At 48.0% G+C, this 21,572-nt stretch carries 17 protein-coding genes and 1 pseudogene; 6 read left to right on the forward strand and 12 right to left on the reverse strand.

Annotated elements, in window-relative coordinates:
- The 4 genes and pseudogenes from OA57_RS13000 to OA57_RS01475 form a co-directional block, all read left to right on the forward strand.
- A pseudogene (locus tag OA57_RS13000) lies at positions 1 to 124 on the forward strand (porin OmpA); the annotation flags it as partial.
- Positions 125 to 329: 205 nt separating this feature from the next.
- Positions 330 to 1,334 carry an AI-2E family transporter gene (locus tag OA57_RS01465; protein ID WP_407637067.1) on the forward strand — a complete coding sequence of 335 codons (1,005 nt, stop codon included), beginning with the start codon at positions 330 to 332 and terminating at the stop codon, positions 1,332 to 1,334.
- 112 nt (positions 1,335 to 1,446) lie between these two features.
- Complete coding sequence (gene metF / locus OA57_RS01470) at positions 1,447 to 2,328, forward strand: methylenetetrahydrofolate reductase (RefSeq protein WP_034612549.1); 882 nt, start codon at positions 1,447 to 1,449, stop codon at positions 2,326 to 2,328.
- A gap of 54 nt (positions 2,329 to 2,382) precedes the next feature.
- Positions 2,383 to 3,150 carry a YdcF family protein gene (locus OA57_RS01475; RefSeq protein WP_034612552.1) on the forward strand — a complete coding sequence of 256 codons (768 nt, stop codon included), beginning with the start codon at positions 2,383 to 2,385 and terminating at the stop codon, positions 3,148 to 3,150.
- Positions 3,151 to 3,163: 13 nt separating this feature from the next.
- On the opposite strand, the gene OA57_RS01480 is transcribed toward OA57_RS01475, so the two are convergent.
- From OA57_RS01480 to galE, 3 genes are all read right to left on the reverse strand, one after another.
- Positions 3,164 to 4,162: a substrate-binding domain-containing protein gene (locus OA57_RS01480; RefSeq protein WP_034612556.1), complete on the reverse strand. Its 999-nt coding sequence runs from the start codon at positions 4,160 to 4,162 to the stop codon at positions 3,164 to 3,166.
- 34 nt (positions 4,163 to 4,196) lie between these two features.
- Positions 4,197 to 5,492 (reverse strand): AmpG family muropeptide MFS transporter, encoded by a 1,296-nt coding sequence (locus tag OA57_RS01485; protein ID WP_034612560.1) that lies wholly within the window; start codon positions 5,490 to 5,492, stop codon positions 4,197 to 4,199.
- 67 nt (positions 5,493 to 5,559) lie between these two features.
- Positions 5,560 to 6,576, reverse strand: coding sequence for a UDP-glucose 4-epimerase GalE (galE, locus tag OA57_RS01490; RefSeq protein WP_034612563.1), 1,017 nt, complete (start codon positions 6,574 to 6,576; stop codon positions 5,560 to 5,562).
- 218 nt (positions 6,577 to 6,794) lie between these two features.
- On the opposite strand from galE, the gene OA57_RS01495 reads away from it, so the two are divergent.
- The gene (locus OA57_RS01495; protein WP_034612565.1) at positions 6,795 to 8,123 is read left to right on the forward strand and encodes an NCS2 family permease; all 1,329 of its coding nucleotides are present in this window, start codon (positions 6,795 to 6,797) and stop codon (positions 8,121 to 8,123) included.
- 35 nt (positions 8,124 to 8,158) lie between these two features.
- On the opposite strand, the gene tilS is transcribed toward OA57_RS01495, so the two are convergent.
- The 5 genes from tilS to OA57_RS01520 form a co-directional block, all read right to left on the reverse strand.
- Positions 8,159 to 9,466, reverse strand: a complete 1,308-nt coding sequence (tilS, locus tag OA57_RS01500; RefSeq protein ID WP_084589843.1) for a tRNA lysidine(34) synthetase TilS — start codon at positions 9,464 to 9,466, stop codon at positions 8,159 to 8,161.
- A 57-nt stretch (positions 9,467 to 9,523) separates the two neighbouring features.
- Positions 9,524 to 10,387 (reverse strand): pyridoxal kinase PdxY, encoded by an 864-nt coding sequence (pdxY, locus tag OA57_RS01505; protein WP_034612568.1) that lies wholly within the window; start codon positions 10,385 to 10,387, stop codon positions 9,524 to 9,526.
- 137 nt (positions 10,388 to 10,524) lie between these two features.
- Positions 10,525 to 11,478 (reverse strand): acetyl-CoA carboxylase carboxyl transferase subunit alpha, encoded by a 954-nt coding sequence (accA, locus tag OA57_RS01510; RefSeq protein ID WP_034612570.1) that lies wholly within the window; start codon positions 11,476 to 11,478, stop codon positions 10,525 to 10,527.
- A 99-nt stretch (positions 11,479 to 11,577) separates the two neighbouring features.
- Entirely contained in the window at positions 11,578 to 15,078 is a 3,501-nt protein-coding gene (gene dnaE / locus OA57_RS01515) for a DNA polymerase III subunit alpha (RefSeq protein WP_034612573.1), read from the reverse strand.
- A 15-nt stretch (positions 15,079 to 15,093) separates the two neighbouring features.
- A complete protein-coding gene (locus OA57_RS01520) occupies positions 15,094 to 16,446 on the reverse strand; it encodes a cation:proton antiporter (protein WP_052122324.1) in 1,353 nt (450 codons plus the stop codon).
- 122 nt (positions 16,447 to 16,568) lie between these two features.
- On the opposite strand from OA57_RS01520, the gene OA57_RS01525 reads away from it, so the two are divergent.
- Positions 16,569 to 17,441, forward strand: coding sequence for an endonuclease/exonuclease/phosphatase family protein (locus tag OA57_RS01525; RefSeq protein WP_034612576.1), 873 nt, complete (start codon positions 16,569 to 16,571; stop codon positions 17,439 to 17,441).
- 6 nt (positions 17,442 to 17,447) lie between these two features.
- Here OA57_RS01525 and OA57_RS01530 read toward each other — a convergent pair whose 3' ends face one another.
- The 4 genes from OA57_RS01530 to OA57_RS01545 form a co-directional block, all read right to left on the reverse strand.
- Positions 17,448 to 18,713 carry a multifunctional CCA addition/repair protein gene (locus tag OA57_RS01530; RefSeq protein ID WP_034612578.1) on the reverse strand — a complete coding sequence of 422 codons (1,266 nt, stop codon included), beginning with the start codon at positions 18,711 to 18,713 and terminating at the stop codon, positions 17,448 to 17,450.
- A 14-nt stretch (positions 18,714 to 18,727) separates the two neighbouring features.
- Positions 18,728 to 19,345, reverse strand: coding sequence for a TIGR04211 family SH3 domain-containing protein (locus OA57_RS01535; protein WP_034612581.1), 618 nt, complete (start codon positions 19,343 to 19,345; stop codon positions 18,728 to 18,730).
- Positions 19,346 to 19,435: 90 nt separating this feature from the next.
- Positions 19,436 to 20,698, reverse strand: coding sequence for an inorganic phosphate transporter (locus OA57_RS01540; RefSeq protein WP_034612584.1), 1,263 nt, complete (start codon positions 20,696 to 20,698; stop codon positions 19,436 to 19,438).
- 48 nt (positions 20,699 to 20,746) lie between these two features.
- Positions 20,747 to 21,427, reverse strand: a complete 681-nt coding sequence (locus tag OA57_RS01545; protein WP_034612586.1) for a TIGR00153 family protein — start codon at positions 21,425 to 21,427, stop codon at positions 20,747 to 20,749.
- Between the last annotated feature and the right edge of the window lie 145 nt (positions 21,428 to 21,572).

A 21,572-nucleotide genomic window follows, 5' to 3' on the forward strand; every position in this document is an offset into this window, starting at 1 on the left:
GGCAAATCCGGTAACCGGCTCTAACTGTGATGCCGTAAGCGGCCGTAAAGCGTTAATCGCTTGTTTGGCGCCGGATCGTCGTGTAGAAGTTGCCGTACAAGGTGCTAAATCTGTTGCGATGTAATCTGTAGACGGCTTAAGCTGTTTATTGAAAACCCGGCTGAGTCCGGGTTTTTTCGTTTTATCGATATGAAATAATCATCAGTAATAAAATAAAAATCAGGTACAATATTTTTATTGGCATATTACATCTATTTAAGGAAGCAAGAATGAAACCGCAAAATACCTTGGGGAAATCGGAATTAAATCCGTTTTTTGCTTTGATTGTGATGAGCGCCGGAGTTGTCATTATTTTGGCGGGCGTTAAAGCGGCGGCTGATATTATTACCCCTTTACTTTTAGCGTTATTTATTGCGATTGCCTGCTCGCCGTTGGTTCGGAAAATGGTGAACTATAAAATACCGCAATGGCTGGCGATTACACTATTACTCTGTTTGATTTTTACGCTCTTTAGTGTTTTTGCTACTTTGGTCGGTGCTTCAGTGAATGAATTTAGCGCGTCTTTGCCGCAGTATAAATTGTTATTGTCGGAAAAAGTCAGCTGGCTGACCGCACTTGCCGACAGGTATAATGTTTCACTGTTGATTCCTCAGCAAAGAATTGTAGAAAATCTAAATCCGAATACCTTGATGAACTTCATGAGCAATATTCTCGGGCAGTTGTCCGGTATGTTGAGCAATATTTTTATTCTGTTTTTAATCGTTGTGTTTATGCTGCTCGAGATACCGTTGGCAAAACGGAAATTGACTTATTTAGCTAATACCCAGCCTAAAGATGAGCAGATTGAGCTTAAAAGTGAAGTTTATCGGGTGATTGACAGTGTGATTCGTTATCTGTCGATTAAAACGCTGATCAGTATGTGTACCGGGATATCGATTTATCTTATTTTGACACTATTGGATGTCCAATATGCCGTGCTATGGGGCAGTGTGGCTTTCCTAATGAACTATATTCCTAATATCGGTTCAATTTTGGCTGCAATTCCGGTTGTTATTCAAGCCTTTATTTTAAACGGTGTCGGTGAAGGCATTGCGGTGATTGTAGCCTATTTTGTCGTCAATACCGTTTTTGGCAATATTGTAGAGCCAAAAGTGATGGGCAAACATCTTGGGCTTTCCACACTGGTGGTGTTTATCTCATTGATTTTCTGGGGATGGTTATTAGGAACGGTCGGTATGTTTCTGTCGGTTCCGTTGACCATGGCGACCAAAATCGCACTGGAAGCAAGCCCGTCAACGGAGAAATTTGCTTATCTACTCGGGAGCGGCGAGTAAAAACACACTTTATGAATTTTATTCATAATAAAAGTGAAAATAACCAGTTTGACTATACTGCTAATACTGATTAATTTAGACGTCTAAACATCCGAAATAAGACGAGGTCAGTATGAGTTATGCCAGAGAGATTGATGCCCTAAATCAAAGTTTGGCGGATTTAAACGGGAAGCTTAATGTTTCTTTTGAGTTTTTTCCGCCGAAAAATGAGAATATGGAAAAGTTATTATGGGAATCCATTGAACGTTTAAACGTATTAAAGCCAAAGTTTGTATCGGTTACCTACGGTGCGAATTCGGGCGAACGTGAACGTACACACGGCATTGTTAAAGCCATAAAACAGCAAACCGGGCTGGAAGCCGCACCGCACTTGACCGGCATTGATGCGACAGCCGAAGAGTTGAGAGCGATAGCGAAAGATTATTGGGACAGTGGGATTCGGCATATTGTTGCATTGCGTGGCGACGAACCGAAAGGCTATGCGAAAAAACCGTTTTATGCCTCTGATTTGGTCGCCTTATTACGCGATGTGGCGGATTTTGATATTTCTGTTGCCGCTTATCCTGAAGTCCACCCGGAAGCCAAATCGGCACAGGCGGATTTATTATATTTAAAACGTAAAATTGATGCCGGAGCCAACCGTGCGATTACGCAGTTTTTCTTTGATATCGACAGCTATCTGCGTTTCCGCGATCGTTGCGCAACAGTGGGCATTGATGTCGAAATTGTGCCGGGTATTTTGCCGGTATCTAATTTTAAACAGTTGCAAAAAATGGCAACCATCACAAACGTAAAAATTCCGGGCTGGATGGTTAAAATGTATGACGGGTTGGAAACTGATCAAGTGTCGCGTAATTTGGTGGCAGCCAGTATTGCGATGGATATGGTGAAAATTTTGTCGAAAGAAGGCGTGAAAGATTTCCATTTTTACACTTTGAACCGTTCCGATCTGACATATGCGATTTGTCATACGCTAGGGGTACGCCCGGTATAACGCTGAAACTCGGGCGAAAAAGCGGCTCATATTTTTATAATCGGAAGAATATTTATGTTTACATTGCGCAAGTTGTTGTTAAATATTGCTTTACCGCCACTGAGTATTATTTTACTGCTGGTATTGGCAATGTTGTGCTATCGCCTCAATTATAAATATCTTGGAAACAGTATTGCAATTTTTACGCTGATCTTTTTTTATTTAATCAGTACGCCGCTTATTGCGCAATATTTACATGCAAGCCTTGCCTCATCAAGTAGGCGTTTGACGACGGAGGATTATCGGCAGGCTGATTTAATTGTAGTGTTGGGCGGCGGTGTGCGTGAGAGTAACCAACAAGTGCGGAATCGACAAAGCAGCGTGACCGCACTTCCGTTGGAGAGAATGCGCTATGCCGCACATTTATATCAGCAAACAGGGTTGCCGATTCTGGTTTCCGGCGGCAGCTGGTCGAAAAATGATGCCGAAGCCGATATTATGGCGCAAGAATTTGAACAATATTTTTCCATTACGGTAACCTGGAGAGAAACCGAATCGGCAACGACTGGCGAAAATGCGCTATACAGCAGGCAATTATTGGATAAAACGGCAGAAAAACTGAGAAAAATTATTTTGGTGACCAATGACTGGCACATGAAAAGGGCAAAATATCTATTTGAACAACAGGGATTTACGGTATTGCCGGCTGCTGTGAAGCGGCAAACGGAGCAGGATATCGGCATCATGTCTTATGTGCCGCAAATGGCGGCGTTGATGGACAGCCAAATTGTGATCAAAGAGTGGATCGGCTATTTGGCGGTACGATACGACATCATGCGATAAGTCGCCGATAAGGCTATAAACTCTCACCGCAATGAATCTTGAATCCGGTATTGATAATTTCTTGTACTTGTGGAATATGGTTCAACCTATCAATGATTTCTTGCGCGGCAATTTTTCCGATTTCAAAGCGCGGTGTAATCACTGAAGCCAGCTGCGGAGTCATGGATTGCCCGACATTGTGACCGTGGAAACCGGCAATGGCAATCCGCTGTGGAACGGCGATGCCTTGTCTTTGGCATTCAAACACGGCGCCGATGGCCAAATCGTCATTGGTGCAGAGAATGCCGTCGGTAACAGGGCGTTGCGCCAGAATCTGGCGCAATTGCTGTGCGCCCAAACTAAATGAGGACGGCTGTTCGGTTATCAATTTATAGGGCTGTAGCCCTTTTGCCTTCATGGCGGTTTCGTAACCTTCGATTTTTTGTAGGGTGCGTTGATCCATTCGAGCCGCAAAATAGACGATATGCTTTCGGCCTTGCCGGATCATGGCTTCCGTCATCTGGCGGGAGGCCGCATGATTGTCAAAGCCGACGGCCTGTGCAACCGGCTTGCTGTGCTGCAAATCCATAATTTCGATAATCGGGATATTGGCTACCTGTAGCATTTTCAGTGCCTGTTTACTGTGTACGTTTTCCGACAGAATTAGTGCATCAACATTATAAGACAACAGCGATTTTATCCGTTGCTCCTCAATTTCCGGCGAATAGCCGAAATGCGCCAACATAGTTTGGTAGCCTGACAATTCCGTGACCGACTCAATCCCTTTAATCACATCGGCAAATACCTGATTGGTCAATGACGGTACCAGCACGCCGATAGCATAGCTTTTGGCACTGGACATAATGCGTGAAGCAACATTCGGAATATAGCCGAATTGTTCGATTGCCGCAGCAATTTTTTCACGGGTCGCCGGGGCGACGGTTCGGGGATCGCGTAAATAACGGCTGACCGTCATTTTGGTGATGCCGAGATGATTGGCGATATCTTGTAAAACAGGGCGTTTATTTTGCATATGATTGGCTCCGACCAAGTGCGGTTGGTGATATTTATGTTTTTACCAAGCGGCTGTTGTCCGTTTTTTCATGCCACGGCGCCACCCAATACAGACAAATCATGCCCGGAATCGCGAGAAAAAAGCAGAACCAGAAATAATCATAATAACCGAAATATTCCATTAGAACGCCGGCTTGCGAGTTAAACAGTGTGCGCGGCAATGCGGACAGACTGGTGAATAATGCCAGTTGGGTTGCGGTGTAAAGAGGATTGGTTTCTCTCGCCATAAAGGCGACAAATGCCGATGTACCAAGCCCGATACCGATATATTCCGCTGCAACCACGATCGTCAAAATGATCAGTGCCTTGTTGGTGATGGTTTCAAAGTATTGATAAGAAGCCAGCCAGGCAAAACCGAGAATCGTCACAATCTGTACGAGTCCGAATAGCCATAACGCCCGATTAATGCCGATTTTCAGCATAATAATGCCGCCGACAATGCCCGCTAAAAACATCGGCCAAACCGAAGCGTTTTTAACGACCAACCCGATTTGCACGGTGCTAAAGCCCATATCCAGATAAAACGGCGTAATCAGTGCCGTTGCCATGCTGTCTCCCAATTTGTACAGAAAAATAAAGCCTAAGATGCCCAATGCAGAGAGTACGCCTTTACGGTTAAAAAACTCTTGAAAGGGTTTGACGACGGTGTCCGTCAATGTGCGGCCGACCGGAAGATCAATTTTGGGTTCGTAGCTTAAAAACAGCGTCATCAGAATACCCGGCAGCATGAAAAGTGCGGTAATGATAAAAACACTGCTCCATGGCATTAACGAGGCCAGAATTAATGATAATGACCCCGGAACAAAGCCGGCGATACGGTAAGCGTTGACATGAATTGAATTGCCGAGTCCCAATTCGCTGTCGGACAAAATTTCTCGCCGATAGGCGTCCAATACGATATCTTGTGTTGCTGAAAAAAAGGCGACCAGTGTCGCCGACGCGGCAATCAACTGTAACCCTCGATGGGTTTGCGGATCGAGAAAGCCAAATAGTGCCAGCGAGATCAGCAATAAAATCTGGGAAATAAAAATCCAGCCGCGCCGACGCCCGAGAAAAGGCGGCACAAAGCGATCAAGTAAGGGCGACCAGAGAAATTTCCAAGTATAAGGCAGCCCTGTCAAGGCAAAAAAACCGATGGTCGCCAAATCAACCTGTTCCGATCGCAGCCAAGCGGGAATCAGGGAAATCTGAATATAGAGCGGCAAGCCCGAACTGAAGCCGGTAAAGATGCAAATCAACATCTTGCGCGTGAAAATCTGAGATATTATGCTTTTTTGTTGTTCTGTCATGGTCAAATCTCAAAATAAAAATGAACCGAACAAATTTCTTGTCGGTTCATTTATCAAGGGCGGCAGATTAATCTCGGTAACCGTTTGGATTGTTTTTCTGCCAATTCCAAGTGTCTTTCATCATCTGCTCCAATGAATAGTGTGTTTTCCAGCCTAAAACATCAGCGGCCAAACTCGGATCGGAATAACAAGTCGCAATGTCGCCCGGACGGCGATCCACCAGTTTATACGGAATCGTGATGCCGTTGGCTTGTTCGAAGGCTTTGACCATGTCCAATACGGAATAGCCGATGCCGGTACCTAAATTATAAATATGCAGTCCGCTGTCGTTTTTATGTTTGGCAAGCGCCTTTAAATGACCGATCGCCAGATCAACCACATGAATATAATCGCGTACGCCGGTGCCGTCCGGCGTATTGTAATCGCTGCCGAAAACGGATAATTGCGCCAATTTGCCGATAGCGACTTGGCTGATGTACGGCAACAGGTTGTTCGGAATGCCGTTCGGATCTTCCCCGATTAAACCGCTCTTGTGTGCACCGACCGGATTAAAATAGCGCAGAACCATCATACTCCAGCGATTATCCGCTTTGGCGGTATCGGCTAGAATTTGTTCAACCATAAATTTTGATGTGCCGTAAGGGTTAGTCGTACCGCCTACTTTGCAGCTCTCGGTGATTGGTATAATCTCCGGATCACCATACACGGTTGCCGAAGAACTGAACACCAGATTAAACACCCCGGCTGTGCGCATTTGCTGCAATAAATTGAGGGTTCCCTGCACATTGCATTCATAATATTCAATCGGTTTTTGCACGCTTTCACCGACCGCTTTCAAACCGGCGAAATGAATGACGGCATCAATCTCGTGTTGTTTGAAAATCCGTTGCAAGATATCGGCGTCTAAAATGTCGCCTTTATAGAATATCGGTTTTTTCCCGCTGATAAGCTCGACACGTTGCAGGGATTTTTCCGAAGCATTACATAAATTGTCTAAAATTACGACATCTTGATTGTTTTCCAACAATTCGACGACAGTGTGCGAACCGATATACCCCGCACCGCCGGTGACTAAAATGGCCATAATGGTCTCCTGAGATTAAAACGTTGTGCCTAGTTTACGGCTTTTTTAATTTGATTTCATGTATTAGTTCCGAATTCGTTGTTTTGTTGCAAAAAAGGTGAGATAAAACAAAATTTTTCCCGCGTTGTAGGGAACTGATAGATTAGACTGCGTTGCTCAGGTAAAATAACGGTGCTTTACCTTTTTTATTTTTTCTCTCTTTTTAGGAACCGATTGTTATGACAACTCAAAATCCGTTATTGGAAAAACGTTTTTTACTCAGTGCCAGAGGCAGTAATTTACGTCAGGAAATGATTGCCGGCTTGACGACTTTTTTAGCGATGGTGTATTCGGTGATCGTCGTGCCGAGTATGTTGAGCGATGCCGGCTTTCCGCCGGAATCGGTATTTATCGCCACTTGTCTGGTGGCAGGGCTGGGGTCGATTTTAATCGGCTTGTGGGCGAACGCGCCGATGGCAATCGGCTGTGCGATTTCATTGACCGCCTTTACCGCATACAGCCTGGTGATCGGGCAAAAAGTCAGTATCCCGGTTGCGTTGGGGGCGGTGTTTTTAATGGGGGTTGTGTTTACCTTGATTTCGGTTACCGGCGTCCGCTCTTGGATTTTGCGTAATTTACCGGGCAGTATTGCACATGGCGCCGGTATCGGAATCGGTCTGTTCTTACTGTTAATTGCAGCGAACAACGTCGGCTTGGTCGTCGGTAACGATGCCGGGCTGCCGGTCAAAATGGGCGAATTCACCTCTTTTCCGGTGCTGATGTCGCTGATCGGACTGGCGCTGATCATCGGCTTGGAGCGTTTGCAGGTGAAAGGCGGCATTTTGCTGGTGATTGTTGTCATTACCGTTATCGGGCTGATTGCCGATCCGACTGTCACCTTTAACGGTAAAATTTTCCAAATGCCGACCTTTGGTGAGCAGTCACTGGTGTTGAGTCTGGATATCGCCGGCGCATTACAGCCTGCGATTTTGCCGATTGTGTTTGCTCTGGTGATGACCGCTATTTTTGATGCCACCGGCACTATTCGTGCCGTCGCCGGACAGGCGAATTTGCTGGATAAAGAGGGGCAGATTATCAATGGCGGCAAAGCATTGACCTCCGATTCTGTCAGCAGCATGATGTCGGGTGTTTTCGGCACTGCGCCGGCTGCGGTCTATATCGAATCGGCGGCAGGCACGGCGGCAGGCGGGAAAACGGGGATCACGGCGATTGTGGTCGGTGTACTGTTCCTGTTGATGCTGTTTTTGCAGCCGCTCGCGTTTTTAGTGCCGAGTTATGCCACCGCGCCGGCATTGATGTATGTCGGTTTATTGATGTTAAGCAATGTCGGTAAATTAGATTTTGACGATTTTATCGGGGCGATGAGCGGCCTGATTTGCGCCGTATTTATCGTCTTAACCGCCAATATCGTGACCGGCATTATGTTAGGCTTCGCCTCGTTGGTGATTGGGCGGATTGTTGCCGGTGAAGTGAAAAAACTGAATATCGGCACCATTATCATCGCCATTGTGTTGGTCGTATTTTATGCCGGAGGCTGGGCGATTTAATCTTTGAACCGACCGCACTTTAACTAAGTGCGGTTTTATTCCTTGATGAAAACCCCCAATCCTGCAATAAGCGTTTCTCCGTAGCATACCAACGGCGTGCGCTGCCGTTGCCATGGCGGAATGTCGGATTGTTGCCAAATTTTTTTGATGTCTTGATTGGCGCGCTCGGCGGCCAACCGCACTTTGCCCGAATAAGCAAAGCGAATTTCGATTTTTTGTTGCGGTGGAGGCGGCGGCAGCACGAATTTGCTTATCTTTTCCGTCTGCCGCCAAATGACGTTCAAGCCGTTTGCCCGCACCTGAAAACAGAGTGTACCCAAATTATCCGGCAAAGTAACCGATTGTTCTAATTCAACTTTGATGATGGTTGTTGAGATATCGGCATAAAGTGCGGTCAGGTATAAACGGTGTTGATGGCGGCGGATAACCCGTTGCCCTAACTGCAACTGCGGTTGACTGTCTCGGCGGGCAAAAATCAAATTGTCGATCAGTTCGTTTAGCTGGCGTTGTGACGGCATTTCAACCGCACTTTGCTCTAGCCAGAGACGTAATAAAAAATGCTGCTTTGAACGTGAATAAGTGTGGAACGGCGCAATATCCAACGTGCGGTCGGCTGTGCGGTAGAGTTGTTGAAAAAGCGGCGACAGCAGTTCTTCAAGCAATTGCTGTTGTTCAAAACAGTGCTGTGCCGAGCGTTGAAAAGTGCGGTCTATTGTCGGCCAGCGTTGGCGCAATGCCGGCATAATACCGTGGCGTAAGAAGTTACGATCGTAATGCGTGTCCTGATTACTCTCGTCTTCAACCCAATTCAAGCCTTGCGCCAGAGCATATTGTTCCAGCTGCTCGCGTGAATAACGGAGCAGCGGGCGGAAAATCGCCATTTGCCAAAGCTCAGACCGCACTTGCATTGCCGCCAGCCCTTTAATACCACTGCCGCGTTTAAGCGCCAACAGCAGGTTTTCACTTTGATCATTCAGATGATGGGCGGTTACCAGTAACTCATTGGGTTGCAAGTGCGGTTTAAAGGCGTGGTAACGTGCGCGGCGTGCCGCTTCTTCCACGCCGTTTGTCGGATTCAAGCGTACTTTTTCGATAATCAGCGCAATGTTGAACTGTTTGCATTGTTGTCGGCAGTGTTGCGCCCACTGATCGGCATTCGGGCTTAAACCGTGATGGATATGGATCGCACGAACAGGCAAGTGCGGTTGCTGTTGCCTTAAACGGGCAAAAAGCGAGAGCAGTACCGTCGAATCCAAACCGCCGCTATATGCCAGCAAAAAGCCGGCATGTTCAAGCTGGTGTTGCTGCAAAGTGCGGTTTAGATCGGCGGCAAGATTCGTCATGCGGTGCTTAAAACGGGACGTACAGTATGGTTGATTGCACTTCCCGACCGTAGTGTTTTAACCGATTTTAACGGCTTTGTATTGACTTTGCGGCTGCATGATCACATGACGGGCGGCAACGATTTGCAGCTCGTATTTACCACGCTGTTGCGTGATGCTCATGACATCGTTAACCGCATTGGCGGTATGTTCAAAGGCGTCCAGATCGGATTTGCCGTTCAGTAAGTTTGCTAAAAAAACACCGCTGGTCAAATCGCCGACACCGACCGGATCGCGGCCGATAAATTCGTGTAACGGGCGGCTGATATGCCAAATTCCGTCTTGGGTTGCCAGCACCATTTCAAATTTATCGGCCTCTTTACCGACTTTGCTTAAATGTTTTACCAACACTTTTTTCACGCCCTTTGCCAGCAGGAACGTGATTGCAGCCAGTGCCTGTTCAAAATTTTCAACCGTCAATCCGGTCAATTCGCGTAATTCCACTAGATTCGGCGCCAGTAAATCGGCGGCCGGCAAGGCATGTTCAACCAAAAATTCCGCCACACCGGGAGCCACGATACAGCCTTTATCGGGGTGTCCCATCACCGGATCACAAAAATAAATTGCATTCGGATTTAATGCTTTAATCCGTTTTACCGTATTTAAAATCTCTTGTCCCTGTTCCGCCGCACCGATATAGCCGGAAAGCACTGCATCACATTCATGCAGGGCGTCAATATCGGCGATACCTTGGGTAATTTCAGCGATTTGTTCTTTCGGAATGACCATGCCTTTCCATTTTTGATATTGGGTGTGGTTGGAAAATTGTACGGTGTTCAACGGCCAAACATCGACACCGAGTAATTGCATCGGCAACACGGCGGCTTTATTGCCGGCATAACCATAAACCACATGGGATTGAATGGATAAAACATTTTTCATTTGCTAAACCTTGCTGAAAAGTGAGAAGTGTTACGGCGGGTTGTTATCCGCCGTTGCTCATTGTTGTTTAACGGTTTTATTTTTGATCGAAACGGCTAAAAGTGCGGTTTGGGCGAACGGTTAATCCGTCCGCTTTATCAACAATAACCGTAATCCATCAGACGCTGATAACGGCGATCCAACAGCGATTCCTGATCCAGTACCTCGAGATCTTCCAGATCGCGCAATAGGCGCTGTTTCAGGGTTTCGGCCATTTGCGGAACATTTCGGTGCGCACCGCCCAACGGTTCGTTGATAATATTGTCGATCAGTTTCAATTCTTTTAGGCGTTTGGCGGTGATACCCATCGCTTCGGCGGCCAATGAGGCTTTTTCGGCGCTTTTCCACAAAATGGAGGCGCAGCCTTCCGGCGAAATCACCGAATAGGTGCTGTATTGCAGCATATTGACTTTGTCGCCGACACCGATTGCCAATGCACCGCCGGAGCCGCCTTCACCGATGACGGTACAGATCACCGGTACTTTCAAGGTCGACATTTCACGTAAATTACGCGCAATGGCTTCCGATTGGCCGCGCTCTTCTGCACCTACGCCGGGATAGGCGCCGGGGGTATCGATAAAGGTGATGATCGGCAACTTGAAACGCTCCGCCAGTTGCATCAAACGCAAGGCTTTACGGTAGCCCTCCGGCGCCGGCATGCCAAAGTTGCGGCGTACTTTTTCTTTGACGGTTCTGCCTTTCTGATGGCCGATAATCATCACCGGTTTGCCTTCCAAACGTGCGATCCCACCGACAATGGCTTTATCGTCGGCAAAAGCGCGATCACCTGCCAACTCTTCAAAATCGGTAAAAATGTACTCGATATAGTCCAGCGTATAAGGACGCTGCGGGTGGCGAGCCATTTTTGAAACTTGCCACGGGTCGAGGTTGGCAAAGGTTTTTTTGGTCAACTCTTCGCTTTTTTTGCGCAGGCGTTTGATTTCATCGTCAAGATTGATTTTGTCATCTTGTTGGGTAACGGCGCGCAGGGATTCAATCTTCGCTTCCAGTTCGGCAATCGGCAGTTCAAAATCTAAAAATTCTTGGCTCATGCGTATTCCTGATTAGTCAATAAATTTATTTCGTCTTAATAGTAGCGTATTTTAAGCTATTTCTTTGCCTATGGCTAAAGTTTCTTTAGTGCGGCTTGGCTATTCGAATTCCAGCTCAACCTGATCCTCACCCAATGTATCATAGAGTTTGTCGAGCAGATTGTCATGCGGCTGAATTCGCCATTGCGTCCCTAATTTCAGTAATGCTCGACCTTGCGGACTTTGGTAGTAGATGTGAATCGGCATCACACCGCCGCTGTAAGGGGCGATAATCTCCTTAAAGCGACGTAAAAAGTGCGGTGTAATTTGTTCTTGCGTCAAACAGATAGCAAGGCTTTTGGCATAGCGGCTGCGCGCCTGATCAAGCGGCAACAGTTCACGGACGTTCATTTTCAGTCCGCCGCTGAAATCGTCGTGGCTGACTTGACCACTGATAATGACAATCTGATCTTTTTCCAGATATTCGCCGTAATTTTGCAACGCATCGCTGAACAGAGTGGCATCAAGCCGACCTGAGCGGTCGTCAAGCGTAATGATGCCCAAGCGGTTGCCCTTTTTGGTCACGGCGATGCGCGAATTGACGATTAATCCGTAAGCGGTGCTGATTTGGCCGCGGTAATTCGGCTGTAATTCATTAATGCGATGCGAGCTGTAATGCGACAGTTCTTTTAAATAGCGGCTGATCGGGTGGCTGCTGAGATAGAGCCCCAGCGTTTCCCGCTCGCCGTCCAAAATCATTTTTTCCGACCATTTCGGGGTATTGGCATAAGCAATTTCGACCGCTTCCGGTGCTTCGGTCAGAACACCGAACATATCCGCTTGGCCGATGGCTTCGTCTTTGGCGTGCTGATCCGAGGCTTTGAGCGCATCTTGTAGATTTTTAGCCAGTGCGGCGCGGTGCGGCCCCAGTTTGTCAAAGGCGCCGGACATAATCAGGCTGTCGAATGTGCGGCGGTTAATTTTTTTCAAATCGACGCGGGCGCATAAATCAAACAGGTTTTTAAATCGTCCGCTTTGATTACGGGCTTCGATAATTGCGCTGATCGGGCCTTCGCCCACGCCTTTGATCGCACCGATACCGTAAACAATTTCCCCTTTTTCATTGACGCTGAAACGGTGGTTACCGTTGTTAATATCGGGCGGTGTGACTTTTAATCCCATGCGCAGACATTCATCGTAAAATCCGACGATTTTATCGGTATTATCCATTTCAGAGGTCATTACCGCCGCCATAAATTCGGCGGGGTAGTGTGCTTTCAGCCACAGGGTTTGATAGGAAACCAGCGCATAAGCCGCAGAGTGGGATTTATTGAAACCGTAACCGGCGAACTTTTCCACCAGGTCGAAAATTTTCATCGACAAATCGCCGTCTATTCCGCTTTTGATTGCCCCCTCTTTGAACACCGAGCGCTGCTTCGCCATCTCTTCCGGTTTCTTTTTCCCCATTGCACGGCGCAATAAATCCGCACCGCCGAGGGTATAACCGGCTAAAACCTGTGCAATTTGCATAACCTGTTCCTGATACAGAATAATGCCGTAGGTCGGTTCCAGAATCGGCTTCAGGGATTCATGCTGATATTCGGCATCGGGATAGGAGATTTCTTCTTCACCGTGTTTACGTCGGATAAAGTTATCCACCATGCCGGATTGCAGCGGGCCGGGGCGGAAGAGTGCCACCAGTGCGATAATGTCTTCAAAGCAGTCGGGTTTCAGCCGTTTGATCAAATCTTTCATGCCGCGGGATTCCAGCTGGAATACGGCGGTGGTTTCTGCTTTTAGCAGCACCTCAAACGCTTTTTGATCGTCGAGCGGAATTCGTTCGATGTTGATCGGCGATTTGTTTTCTCGTTGCAGACGGGCGTTTATCATATCCACCGCCCATTTGATAATGGTCAGGGTACGCAGCCCTAAAAAGTCAAATTTGACCAGTCCGGCATATTCGACATCATTTTTGTCGAAATGGGTAACCGGATGCAAACCTTCCGGATCACAATACAGCGGTGAAAAATCGGTAATCGAAGTCGGTGAAATCACCACACCGCCGGCATGTTTACCGGCGTTACGCGTTACCCCTTCCAGTTTGCGCGCCATGTCGATCAGCGCTTTAACTTCTTCGTCGCTGTTATAAATCTGATCGAGCATCGGCTCTTCTTCGAATGCCTTTGCCAGCGTCATGCCCGGTGTCGGCGGAATTAATTTTGCGATCCGATCGACAAAACCGTAGGGGTGGCTTAATACCCGACCGACATCGCGAATCACCGCTTTTGCCGCCATGGTGCCGAAAGTAATAATCTGGGAAACGGCCTCTCGACCGTACATTTCCGCCACGTGATCAATGACCTGATCTCGCCCGTCCATACAGAAATCGACATCGAAATCGGGCATGGAAACCCGTTCCGGATTCAAGAAACGTTCGAACAGCAGATCAAATTCCAGCGGATCCAGATCCGTGATTTTCAGGGCATATGCCACCAGTGAACCGGCGCCGGAGCCGCGGCCGGGGCCGACCGGAATGTCATTGTCTTTCGACCACTGGATAAACTCCATAACAATCAGGAAGTAACCGGGAAATCCCATCTGGTTAATGACGTCCAGTTCGATTTGCAAGCGCTCGTCATATTCGGGGCGGCGTTGTTTACGAATTTCTTCATCGGGAAACAGTGTCAATAACCGCTCTTCCAACCCCTCTTCGGAACGCTTGACCAGATACTCTTCAGTACTGAGCGTGCCGGTCGGGAATTGCGGCAAGAAGTATTCGCCCAACCGAATGGTTACATTGCAACGTTGGGCGATCAGCAGGGTATTTTCAATCGCTTGCGGAATATCGCGGAACAGCTCGCACATCTCCTGTTCCGAGCGGAAATACTGCTGCGGGCTGTACAATTGCGGGCGTTTCGGATCGTCAAGGGTAAAACTATCGTGAATGGCGACCCGAATTTCATGCGCTTCAAAATCGTCGGCTTTTAAAAAACAGACTTCATTGGTAGCAACCAACGGCAAATCGAACTGTTGCGCCAACGATAGCGCTTGTTGGATATAGGTCTCTTCATCGCGCCGTCCGGTGCGGGTCAGTGTCAGATAGTAGTGATCGGCGAAGTGCTGCCGATAAAACGCAAGTGCGGTTTGTGCCTGCTCCGATTGCTGTTTGAGCAGAAATTTACCGATATCGCCGTGGCGTCCGCCGGACAGTACAATAACGCCGTCGCGGTGTTCCGCAAGCCAGTCTTGTTCGATAATCGGCTTGTCCAGATAGCCGCGTTGGTAGGCTTTGGAAATCAGTAGGGTAATATTTTTATAGCCGTCGTTATTTTTTGCCAGCAGTGTGAGGGCGAACGGTTCTTCCCCGCTCAATTCGCTGTGTACCAACACATCGACCCCGATAATCGGTTTGATCCCGCCGGCAAGCGCTTCGCCGTAGAAACGAACCAGCCCGCAAAAATTACTGAAATCGGTCAGCGCCATCGCCACCATTTGTTCGCCTGCACAGGCTTTGACCAACGGTTTGACTTTTGTCAGCCCGTCGATCATGGAGAAATCGCTGTGTACCTGTAGGTGGACAAAACGTGGGGCAAGTGCGGTTTGGACGCTGTCATTCTGCATATAGTCGCTCATCGGTTATTTAGACAGATAGGCGTTGAGATCGTCATTTTTTCTGGCTTTGGTTTCCGCCGTCGGACGCAGATATTCTTCTTTGTTGGGATCGACCGTTTTCGCTTTTTGAATCATTTTTTCAATCGTCATTCCCTGTACTAAAATCGAAAACATTACCACGGCGTAAGTCAAAACCAGAATCACATCGCGCACGTCCAAACTGCTCTCGCCGATCATCGCCGTCTGTGCAGGAATGGAAAGCGCCATGGCCAATGCCAAGCCGCCGCGCAATCCGCCCCAAGTCATAATTTTCAAGGTGTAGGGATTATAGGTTCTGAAACGGCTGAATACGGTATAAGGTATCAGCAGGCTGATATAGCGTGACGCCAGGCAGATAGGAATGGCAAGCAGCATTAAAATAAAGCTCTGCCAAGAGACATTAATCAGTAATAACGCCAAACCGATGAGCAGAAACAGCAGCGAGTTGAGGAAATGGTCGATCATCTCCCAGAAATGATCCAGATAGCGCTGGCTTTGTTCGGAAAAGCCTTTGGTTCTCGTCCAGTTGCCGACCATAATGCCTGAAACCACCATTGCCAGTGCGCCGGAAACGCCCAAACTGTTTGCCAAAATAAATCCGGCGGTCGGAATGGTCAGGGTGAGTAAAATCTCCATGCTGCCGTCATCGGTTGAAGAAATCAGCAAATGGGCGGCAAAACCGAGCAGAAAACCGAAAATAATACCGCCGACCGCTTCATGGACAAACAGTTCCAAAATACCGCCGATTGTTGGTTCTACACCGCTGAACGCTACCGTAAAAATAGTGATGAAAATCACCAGCCCGACCCCATCATTAAATAATGATTCGCCTTCCACTTGCATCGACAGACGTTTGGGCGCCCGCAGGTTTTTGATAATAGCCAGCACGGCAATCGGGTCGGTCGGCGAAATCAGCGAGCCGAATAATAAACAGTAAATAAAACCAAGCTGCAAGCCGATTAACTGTGCACAAAGATAGATGAGTACGGCAATCAAAAAAGTCGATGCCAATGTAGAAAACAGTGCAAAAACCGTAATTTCCCATTTTTGGTCTTTCAACACCGGCAATTTGATGCCCAATGCACCGGCGAACAGCAGGAATCCCAAAATGCCGTTCAAAAGAAAACTTTTAAAATCAATTTGCTGCATAATACCGGAGGCAATGTTTTCAATACTGAACCAGCCCAGTTTGCCGCTGATCAGTAAAAACAGCGAACCGACCATCGCCGCCGCACTGATAGCAATAGTCGATTGAATCCGATGGCTGACTTTATGGGTGATAAAACCGATTAAAATCGACAGGGCGGAGAGCATACAGATGTAGGTATAAATACCCATGCTAAAAACCTCGGGTAAAAGAGAATGAGCGATAAAATTAGTGCAAATTAAAACAATTCAGCGATCAGATGTAAAGTGTTATATTGTGCCGACCAGATATTTTTGTTGAGCAACGGATGTTAATGAAAAAATTCAGCCGATTATTCTTCTTGCTGATCCTGTGTGTTTCGGGAGTCGGCTATTATTATTTGCAGCCGTTAACGATTTTTGAACAGGCGAAGGTAGAAACCTGGAATTTGAATACTGCGGATTATACGACGGTGGCGGCGCGCGGTGAGAATACGGTCTGTTATGACCGCACTTTGCCGTCAACATCGCAATTGGCGCCAAAAGAGCGGTACAAGTTACTAGTGTGGAATTTGCACAAGGGGCAGGATAACGGTTGGCAGCAGCAGTTACAGCGGTATGCGGCGCAGGCGGATTTTGTGTTATTGCAGGAAGCGACCCAACAAAACCGGCTGGCCGATGTATTATCAGAGCAACATTGGATCGGGATTCACGCCGGCACGTTTGCCTATGCCGATAATATGTCGGGGGTGATGTTGCTGTCGAAGATTGCGCCGCAGCGGTATTGTGTCGGCAGTGAAAATGAGCCGTGGATTCGGATTCCGAAAATTGCTGAAGCGGCGATCTATCCGCTTGATTCCGACCGCACTTTGCTGGTGATCAACCTGCATTTGGTCAATTTTGAATGGAATCCGTCGAATTATTCGCATCAGCTGGAGGAGATGTTTCGTTTGGTCAGCCGCCACCAAGGGCCGATTATCCTTGCCGGTGATTTCAACAGTTGGAGCGAAAGGCGTTTGAATCTGATTCAGGCGTTGGCACGGCAATACGGATTGAACGAAGTGCGGTTTACGCCGGATAGCCGTATGAATTTCATGGGCAATCCGTTGGATCATATTTTTGTCCGAGACATTCGGGTGCTGAAAAGCCGGACCGAAGAGACGGATGCGTCGGATCATAATCCGCTGTTGCTGGAGTTCGGCTTATAATAGCAATTACTGTGCTCGATATTGTGCCTGTTTCTGTTTTATCCGCTGGATCCGCTGCGCAGTAAGTTGTTGCCGAATCTGTTGTTTCTGATAACCGGCGGCGATGATTTGCTGCACGTCGACGGCAACCGCACTTTGATAGTAAGCCAGGGCAAGTTCGGCCTGAGGATAGTCGCAATGTTCAAAACCGAGACGCCCACGGCTGTCAGCGATACAGACGGTGATTAAATGTTGCAGGTTTGACGGTTTGCGCCAGACATCGAGACGATCGAACAGCCTCACGACGGTTTGGGGTTTTAATTCGGCAATGCGGTGGATATGGCTGTGGAAACGGCAGACCAATATTGCCAAATCCCGACATTCATTCGGTGTTTTTATTCGCCGGCACAGCTGTTGTATCGGTTCGACGCCGCGCTCTTCATGCCCGTAGTGGTGCGGCAGGTTATCTTTCGGTGAAAGAGCTTTGCCCAAATCATGGCAGAGGGCGGCAAAGCGAATCGCCACCGCACTTGGGTTGCCGACGGTTAATGCCGCCGCTTGCTGTAACACCATTAAGGTGTGAATGCCGCTATCGATTTCAGGATGGTGCTGCGGCGGATTCGGTACACCGAACAACGCATCGATTTCGGGAAACAGTACCGCAAGCGCCCCACATTCGTGCAAAGTTTGAAAATAGATCTGTGGCGAATCGCTGCTTAATGCTTTTTCCGTTTCCAGCCAAATACGCTCGGCAGTGAGATGTTGCAATTCGCCGCTTGCGCTGATCTTCCGCATGAATTGCAGGGTTTCTTCTGCAACCCGAAACCCCAAACGGGCAAAACGGGCATGAAAGCGAGCCACCCGCAGTACACGCAACGGATCTTCAGCAAAGGCAGGGGAAACATGGCGTAGAATACGTTGTTGCAAATCTTGCAGACCACCGTAGGGATCGTGCAGTTTGCCGTTTGTATCCTGTGCGATGGCGTTTATCGTCAGATCCCGCCGCAGCAGATCCTGCTCAAGCGTGATATCGGGCGTGAAATCGACATCAAAGCCTTGATAACCGTGACCGCTTTTGCGCTCTGTGCGGGCTAAGGCATATTCTTCCTTACTTTGCGGATGCAGAAAAACCGGAAAATCCTGTCCGACTTGACGATAACCGCACGTTAAGAGTTGTTGCGGGGTTGCACCGACCACCACCCAATCACGGTCTTTCACCGGCAGATTGAGCAGGCTGTCGCGGACGGCGCCCCCGACCAGATAGCATTGTAACGGCTGTTTGCAATCTTTCATCGTTACCTTGATTATTATGCCCAACCGTCATTGCGGCGACGGCGGCGAGGCATGATATTCGGCAGAATAAGCCCTAACAGCAAACCGACCAACATTACCGAGCCGCCGTAAATAAACCAGCGAATAATAATTTCCTGTTTTTCGGCGCTGAGCAGGGCTTCATATTCTTTATTTTTACTATCGCTGGTTTCCAGTTGGCGTTTAAGCTGGCTGTTTTGTTCCAGCAGCTGGCTGCTTTGTGTTTCTGCCTGACGGGTGCGGCGCTGCATTTCACTTACCCGTTGCTGCCACTCTTCGTCGATTTTATTCAATTTCAGGCTCAATTCCTGAATTTGATTTTTCAGGGCGGGAATTTGGATGCCGGCGCTTGGTTCCGTCGCCAGATCACTGGTTAGAATCCAAGCCTCACGATTTCGGCTGTCGCGGATTTGGGTATATTTTTCTTTTTGGGAAAGTACGGTGACTTTTTCACCGGATTTAATCGAACCGGCAATACGATATTCGTCGCCGGCGCCACGGCGCAGATAGGTGCTTAATTCATCCGTGACATAGCGCACTTCTTCTGCGGTGGCAGTTTGTGCGCCTAATATTAAAAATGTACCGATAAAAACGGCTTTAACAAGTTTTTTCATGCGTGTTCCGATAGTGTTTGACCGATATGCGAACGCCACACAAGTGCGGTCGTCAAGCGGACGGGGCAGCCCCGTCCGTTCGATTGGCGATTAAAGAAAAACGGCGTTCAGAATGTAGTAGAAGATGATAGCAAAAAATGCACCGGCCGGTAAAGTGACAACCCAAGAGGCGAAAATATTGCGGATCACGTTCAAATTCAGTGCGGCGATACCGCGTGCGAAACCGACCCCGAGCACAGCGCCGACCAGCGTTTGCGTGGTGGAAATCGGTAAACCCGTGCCGGAGGCGATAACCACGGTAATCGCACAGGCAAATTCGGCGGAGAAGCCGCGGCTTGGGGTTAAATCAGTGATGCCGCCGCCAATGGTGCCCATGACTTTATAGCCCATTGCCGCCAGTCCGATGACAATACCGACTGCGCCTAACGGCAGAATCCACCAAGCAAGTGCGGTTTTGCTGCTGATAATACCGCCGTGATCGACAATTGAAACCACGGCCGACAGCGGGCCGATGGCATTGGCGACATCGTTTGAGCCGTGTGCAAACGCCATTGAGCAGGCGGTCAGCAACATCAAAATACTGAAGACTTTTTCCACGCCGCCGAAAGCCCCGCCCTGAACCCGATTTTTAAATGATTCGCTGCGGAAATAGAAATAGCAAAAGACAATAGAAACAGCACTGATAGCCAGTGAGATCAAAAAGGTTTGCAGGCCGGTCAAATGTAATCCGACATGTTTCAAGCCTTTGGTCATGGTTACGATACTGAGGATAAAGCTGGTTAAGCCCATATAAAACGGACCATATTTCTTGGCGTTATCCATCGGATTTTCCGTATCGAAAATCAAGCGTTGGGTGCTGATAAAGATGGTGTAAGCGACGATACCGGAAATAATCGGTGTGATAAACCAGCTGCCGACAATGCCTTTTACCGAGTCCCAGTTAATGGTATGCGGGCCGACGGTTACGCAGGCAAAGCCGATAATCGCACCGATAATCGAGTGTGTAGTCGAAACCGGCCAGCCCATGTAAGAAGCGATTAACAGCCAAGCGCCGGCGGAGAAAAGTGCCGCCATCATACCGAGAATCAGTACTTCGGGTACGGCGGCAAACAGTGTCGGGTCAATGATTCCGCTTTTTATGGTTTCGGTCACTTCGCCGCCGGCCAAATATGCACCGGCAAATTCAAAGATCATGGCGATTAAAATCGCTTGCTTGATGGTGATAGTGCCGGAACCGACGGAGGTTCCCATCGCGTTGGAAACATCGTTGGCGCCAATACCGAATGCCATTAAAAAGCCTGCAATTGCGGTAATGATGACAACGGTTGTGCCATATTGTGCAATGAAGTCCATATCAAATCCTTATTCTTCTTAATTATCAATGACGAATGGAAGCGGTGCTTAAGAACGTGCCAACATCAGTTCGATTCGTGAACCGACACGTTGGGCCTGATCGGCCAAAACCCCGATCCATTCCAAAATTTTATACAGGAAGATGATGTCGACGGGTTTGTATTGATCTTCAATCGCCAGCAACTGACGGCGCAGTTGAATTTGTTGATGATCGGTATCGTCTTCGATACTGTCGAGCTCATTGATCATTTTATTGACAAAGTTCAATTCGCGGCCTTTGAAGCCGGTTTCCAACAGTTCGTCCATTTCCTCAATAACCAGCGAGGCTTGATGGGCGGCATCCAGACTGCGTCTTAAGTATTCCAGAAATTCCGCCTGTAACGGCTGTGGAATACATAAATTGCGACCGATGATGCGTCCGGCAATGTCTTTGGCATAGTTTGCCAGTTTGTCTTGTTGTGTAACCAGTTCCAGCAAATCGGTGCGTTCTACCGGCATAAACAGTCCGCGCGGCAGTTTGAGACGGATTTCACGTTTTAAAGTGTCGGCTTCTTTTTCGGCATCGGAGATTTCTTTTCTTAATGCCTCCGCTTTAATCCAGTCATTATTAAAGGTCGCTTCAAAAAACGGCACCAGAATATCACAGCATTCACTGACTTTATTCGAGTGCTTTTGTAAGGGTTTGAGCGGAGATTGAGCAAATAGGCCCAAGATATTGTTGATTGGCATGGTATTAACTCCAAAATATGCGATAAAATAATAGCGTTGACGTATTAATTAGCTGCGCAATAATACCCGAAAGCGGCGCATAACTCACGATTTTAATTTGAGAAGTCAGCATTTTTTGTTAGATTGTCACCGAATTGTCATAGTT

Origin of the sequence: Chelonobacter oris, from assembly GCF_000772535.1 — a bacterium.
GTDB classification, from domain to species: Bacteria; Pseudomonadota; Gammaproteobacteria; order Enterobacterales; family Pasteurellaceae; genus Chelonobacter; species Chelonobacter oris.

Coding starts and splice junctions, on each gene's coding strand:
- OA57_RS01465 (WP_407637067.1), top strand. CDS start 330: ATGAGCGCCGGAGTTGTCATTATTTTGGCGGGCGTTAAAGCGGCGGCT.
- metF (WP_034612549.1), top strand. CDS start 1,447: ATGAGTTATGCCAGAGAGATTGATGCCCTAAATCAAAGTTTGGCGGAT.
- OA57_RS01475 (WP_034612552.1), top strand. CDS start 2,383: ATGTTTACATTGCGCAAGTTGTTGTTAAATATTGCTTTACCGCCACTG.
- OA57_RS01480 (WP_034612556.1), bottom strand. CDS start 4,162: ATGCAAAATAAACGCCCTGTTTTACAAGATATCGCCAATCATCTCGGC.
- OA57_RS01485 (WP_034612560.1), bottom strand. CDS start 5,492: ATGACAGAACAACAAAAAAGCATAATATCTCAGATTTTCACGCGCAAG.
- galE (WP_034612563.1), bottom strand. CDS start 6,576: ATGGCCATTTTAGTCACCGGCGGTGCGGGGTATATCGGTTCGCACACT.
- OA57_RS01495 (WP_034612565.1), top strand. CDS start 6,795: ATGACAACTCAAAATCCGTTATTGGAAAAACGTTTTTTACTCAGTGCC.
- tilS (WP_084589843.1), bottom strand. CDS start 9,466: ATGACGAATCTTGCCGCCGATCTAAACCGCACTTTGCAGCAACACCAG.
- pdxY (WP_034612568.1), bottom strand. CDS start 10,387: ATGAAAAATGTTTTATCCATTCAATCCCATGTGGTTTATGGTTATGCC.
- accA (WP_034612570.1), bottom strand. CDS start 11,478: ATGAGCCAAGAATTTTTAGATTTTGAACTGCCGATTGCCGAACTGGAA.
- dnaE (WP_034612573.1), bottom strand. CDS start 15,078: ATGCAGAATGACAGCGTCCAAACCGCACTTGCCCCACGTTTTGTCCAC.
- OA57_RS01520 (WP_052122324.1), bottom strand. CDS start 16,446: ATGGGTATTTATACCTACATCTGTATGCTCTCCGCCCTGTCGATTTTA.
- OA57_RS01525 (WP_034612576.1), top strand. CDS start 16,569: ATGAAAAAATTCAGCCGATTATTCTTCTTGCTGATCCTGTGTGTTTCG.
- OA57_RS01530 (WP_034612578.1), bottom strand. CDS start 18,713: ATGAAAGATTGCAAACAGCCGTTACAATGCTATCTGGTCGGGGGCGCC.
- OA57_RS01535 (WP_034612581.1), bottom strand. CDS start 19,345: ATGAAAAAACTTGTTAAAGCCGTTTTTATCGGTACATTTTTAATATTA.
- OA57_RS01540 (WP_034612584.1), bottom strand. CDS start 20,698: ATGGACTTCATTGCACAATATGGCACAACCGTTGTCATCATTACCGCA.
- OA57_RS01545 (WP_034612586.1), bottom strand. CDS start 21,427: ATGCCAATCAACAATATCTTGGGCCTATTTGCTCAATCTCCGCTCAAA.